This window comes from Lapillicoccus sp. (assembly GCF_036559105.1).
Lineage (GTDB): Bacteria > Actinomycetota > Actinomycetes > Actinomycetales > Dermatophilaceae > Lapillicoccus.
This window is the reverse complement of record NZ_DATBTV010000059.1, coordinates 1-3,483: the sequence shown is the minus strand read 5'-3', so window position 1 is coordinate 3,483 and position 3,483 is coordinate 1. Positions and strand designations below refer to the sequence as shown.

Here is a 3,483-nt window from a genome sequence, read left to right as displayed (position 1 = left end):
ATGATCTGAGGCCTGAACGGCGGAGACGTCGACCACTGGCGGCCGCGTCGTCAGATCATGAGGTACCAGGGAGGATTGGTGTTCGCGGTAGCAGGTACCTGGATCAGGGACGACGCGATGCGTTCGAGACAGAGCCAGGCCGTGCCTGACCTGGTGAACGGCGTGAGGCAGAACCCCGGTTTGATTCGGGGCTTCTGGGCGAACGACCTTGACGAAACCGAACGGAGGGTCACCTTCATCGCTGTTGACACGATTGATCAGGCTCGGGCATTCCGCGACGCGGTTGTAGCCAACGCGCGCAGGCAGATCCAGGTGCGCATGGGGCGAAGCGAGCTGCACATCCTTAGGTTCACACTGACGCATAGGCGTTGAATGGACCGGATGGCCGTCGGCGCGCTGCTGCCGCAGCATTGCGGGTCGCCCATGCCGCCTAGCCCGGTCCTACGGGACCACGTCAAGGCGCATCACCCAGCGCCACTTCGCGATCTGGCGCTGACGCGTAAAGCCGAAGTCCTCGAACAGGGTCTCCGGACCGGTGTGGAAGTACGCGCCCCGCTGAGGACCGCGGTCCGCGACCTGTTCGGGGTAGGCCTCGACGATGCCTCCCCCTGCCTCCTTGATCGCGTCCAACGTGGCCGCCACGGCTGCCCGGGCCACTCCGGTTCCGCGGTGTCTGCTCCCGGTGAAGATGCAGCCGATCCGCCAGGCGGGCGGGTCGACGGAGCCCTTGGCGTACGCCGCCGGGTTCTTGATGTTCGGCAGTTCCACCGGCGACCCGTACTGGCACCACCCGACGCATACATCTCCGTCGTAGACCAGGGTCTGATGAACCGTTCCCGCATCGACGTGCGCGCGTTTGGCGGCGCGGTTACCGGTGGGAGTACGGCCCTGCCCGACGCCCTCGGGGTGGAACCCCATGCACCAGCACCCGCCCCATACACCGTTGTTCGCTTCAACGAGCGCGGCGAAGTCGTCCCAGGTGTCGGCAGTCAACGGCCGGGTGGTGTACGACGGCTCGACCTCAGTCATGGGCTCCAAGATCTCGCACACCTCCGACAGCGGTCCGCCGGGGCTCACTCCACCAGCTGCTGCGTCCCCAGGACCACGGCCAGAGCCAGCCGTTCCGCCTGGTCGGTGCCCGGTTCGGCGGTGTAGATCATCAACCTCACGTCGTCGGTCGCGACGACGAGGACGTCGCAGTCGAGCGTAATCGGGCCGATGAGCGGGTGGTCGACGACCTTCTGCTTCGGCTGGACGGGCTGACCGAGTACGCCGCGCTTCGACCCGTGACGGCCACCGGCACCAACCTGCTCGGGCTCGTCAAGCACCTGACCATGGCCGAGGTGTGGTTCTTCGGCCGGGCGTTCGGACGTCCGTTCCCGGAACCGTTGCACTGGTGGGACGACGACGCCGAGGAGGGTACCGACCTGCGGGCGACCGAGGACGAGTCGCGCGCCGAGATCGTGGAACGGTACGGACGGGCGTGTGCCCACTCCGACCAGACGATCGCGCAGCTCGACCTGGACGCCCTCGGCCACGTCCCGAGCTGGCCGAGGCCGGACGTCACCCTGCACTCGATGCTGGTGCACGTCCTGTCCGAGACCAGCCGTCATGCGGGTCACGCCGACATCGTCCGGGAGCTCCTGGACGGCGCGGTCGGGTCGAGTCCGACGCTCTCGCAGGTCGCCGAACGCGACGCCGAAGAGTGGGAGCGATACCGCGCTCGCATCGAAGCCACTGCTCGCAGGTTCCAGACCCGCGGGTTCCCGACCCGCAGCGTCGAGGGCCGCTGAGCCTCCCCAACCGCCCAGCACCCCTCGTAGACTCACGCGCCGTGGCGATCCTCTTCCTCCACGGCGCCGGTGGGTATGCCGACGACCAGGGCATCGTCGCCGCCCTGCGCGCCGGGGTCGGAGACGAGATCCGGATGCCGGACCTGGGGGACGAGGACATGTCGCACGCGGCGTGGTCGGCTCAGATCTCCGCCCTCGTCGCTCCTGACGTGGACACCGTCGTCGGGCACTCCTTCGGCGGCTCGACGGTCCTCAAGCTGCTCACCGAGACCGAGAGCGAGACCGAGCACGACGTCGACCGGCTCGTCCTCCTGGCGGTCCCAGACTGGGGCCCCGACGGCTGGGACGTGGCTGAGTATGCACTCCCGGACGACGCAGAGGCGCGTCTCGCCCCCGGTCTCGGCATCGAGCTGCACCAGTGCCTCGACGACGAGGTCGTCCCTGCCGACCACGTGGACCTGCTCGCGCGACGGTTGCCACGAGCGACCGTCGTCCGTCACTCCCGCGGCGGTCACCAGTTCGACGGGGACGCGCTCGACGCCGTACTGCAGACGCTTCGTGAGCCGGCGTCGCATCGGCGCGGTGACCGCCCGACCGAGTGAGTGTGTGGGCGCGCTCGCGCGGGTATGTCGATGGTCGTGGAACCGATCCCTGAGACCGAACAGGCTCTGGCTCAGCTCTCGAACGCCACCCCCGTCGACCTGGTCGCATCTCTGCAGGAGCAGGTGTCGAGGGCCAAGGAGATCGTGCCGGAGCTCATGGGCGCCAGTTTGGCGTCGACCGCCGAAGGCCTGACGTTCACCTTCGTCGCCAGCAGTCAGCTCATCGCCACGTTGGACGCCCTCCAGTACCTGGACGGTGGTCCCTGCGTGCAGGCCGTGCGGCAGCGCGGCCTGGTGGACGTCCCGGTCGTCGATGCTCTCGACGAGGGTCAGTGGGAGCTGTTCTCCCAGGCGGAGGCGGCCGCCGGCGTGGCGGCGACCCTGTCCCTGCCGGTCCTCAGCGGGGACCGCGCAACCGGCAGCGTGAACTTGTACGCCTCTCGATCCGGCGCGTTCCACGGACGGCACGAGCAGCTCGCGGACGTCTTCGGCGCGTGGGCCGCCGGCGCGGTGACGAACGCCGACCTGACCTTCAGCACCCGTCTCGAGGCGGTCAAGGCGCCGGCGAAGCTGATGGCCCTCGACGACATCGACAAGGCCGTCGGCGTGGTGGCCGCCACCCATGGCGTCACCACGAGTGAGGCCCGCACGAGACTCGAGAACGCCGGCGCCCTCGCCGGGATCGCCATGGAGAACGTCGCCCGTGCGGTGCTCCAGGACCTCCGGGCTTAGACGACTTCCGCAGCCTGGCGCGGATGCCGTGGACGGCATCCGCGCTTCCACCGCTCTGGTCTCAGGCGACGACCGCGTCGATCACCTTCTTGAGCGCACTCGGCGACGCCGGCGTCTTGGGGGCCTGCTTCTTCGCGGCGAGCAGCTCCTCGCCGAGCTCCTGAAGCTGTCGACGACCGAGTCCTGCGCGCACCTTCGGGAACCAGTCCTGCTCTTCCTCGTCCATGTGGTGCGTCACGTTCTCGATGAGCACCGTGGTCTTGGCCTCGAACCGCTCGTCCTTGGGGGTCATCTGGTGCAGCTCCATGACCAGGACGTCGGCCACGTGGTGCTCCTCGTAGGACTCGAGGATGTCG

General features: G+C 68.5%; 5 protein-coding genes and 1 pseudogene. 3 read left to right on the top strand and 3 right to left on the bottom strand.

What is annotated here, in order from left to right:
* Together VIG79_RS07925 and VIG79_RS07920 are read right to left on the bottom strand one after the other, a co-directional pair.
* A partial coding sequence (locus VIG79_RS07925) for a hypothetical protein (protein ID WP_331884345.1) occupies positions 1-411 on the bottom strand: 411 nt, incomplete at its 3' end.
* Positions 412-441: 30 nt separating this feature from the next.
* Complete coding sequence (locus tag VIG79_RS07920; RefSeq protein ID WP_331884342.1) at positions 442-1,029, bottom strand: GNAT family N-acetyltransferase; 588 nt, start codon at positions 1,027-1,029, stop codon at positions 442-444.
* 197 nt (positions 1,030-1,226) lie between these two features.
* On the opposite strand from VIG79_RS07920, the gene VIG79_RS07915 reads away from it, so the two are divergent.
* Genes VIG79_RS07915 through VIG79_RS07905 form a run of 3 tightly spaced genes read left to right on the top strand, consistent with a single transcriptional unit; the run spans position 1,227 to position 3,127 of the window.
* On the top strand, positions 1,227-1,793 hold the full coding sequence (locus VIG79_RS07915; RefSeq protein WP_331884339.1) for a DinB family protein: 567 nt from the start codon (positions 1,227-1,229) through the stop codon (positions 1,791-1,793).
* Between the two features lie 41 nt (positions 1,794-1,834).
* Positions 1,835-2,395, top strand: a complete 561-nt coding sequence (locus VIG79_RS07910) for an alpha/beta hydrolase (RefSeq protein WP_331884337.1) — start codon at positions 1,835-1,837, stop codon at positions 2,393-2,395.
* A 36-nt stretch (positions 2,396-2,431) separates the two neighbouring features.
* Positions 2,432-3,127 carry a GAF domain-containing protein gene (locus VIG79_RS07905; RefSeq protein ID WP_331884335.1) on the top strand — a complete coding sequence of 232 codons (696 nt, stop codon included), beginning with the start codon at positions 2,432-2,434 and terminating at the stop codon, positions 3,125-3,127.
* A gap of 61 nt (positions 3,128-3,188) precedes the next feature.
* On the opposite strand, the pseudogene VIG79_RS07900 reads toward VIG79_RS07905, so the two are convergent.
* Positions 3,189-3,483, bottom strand: a pseudogene (locus tag VIG79_RS07900) (hemerythrin domain-containing protein); the annotation flags it as partial.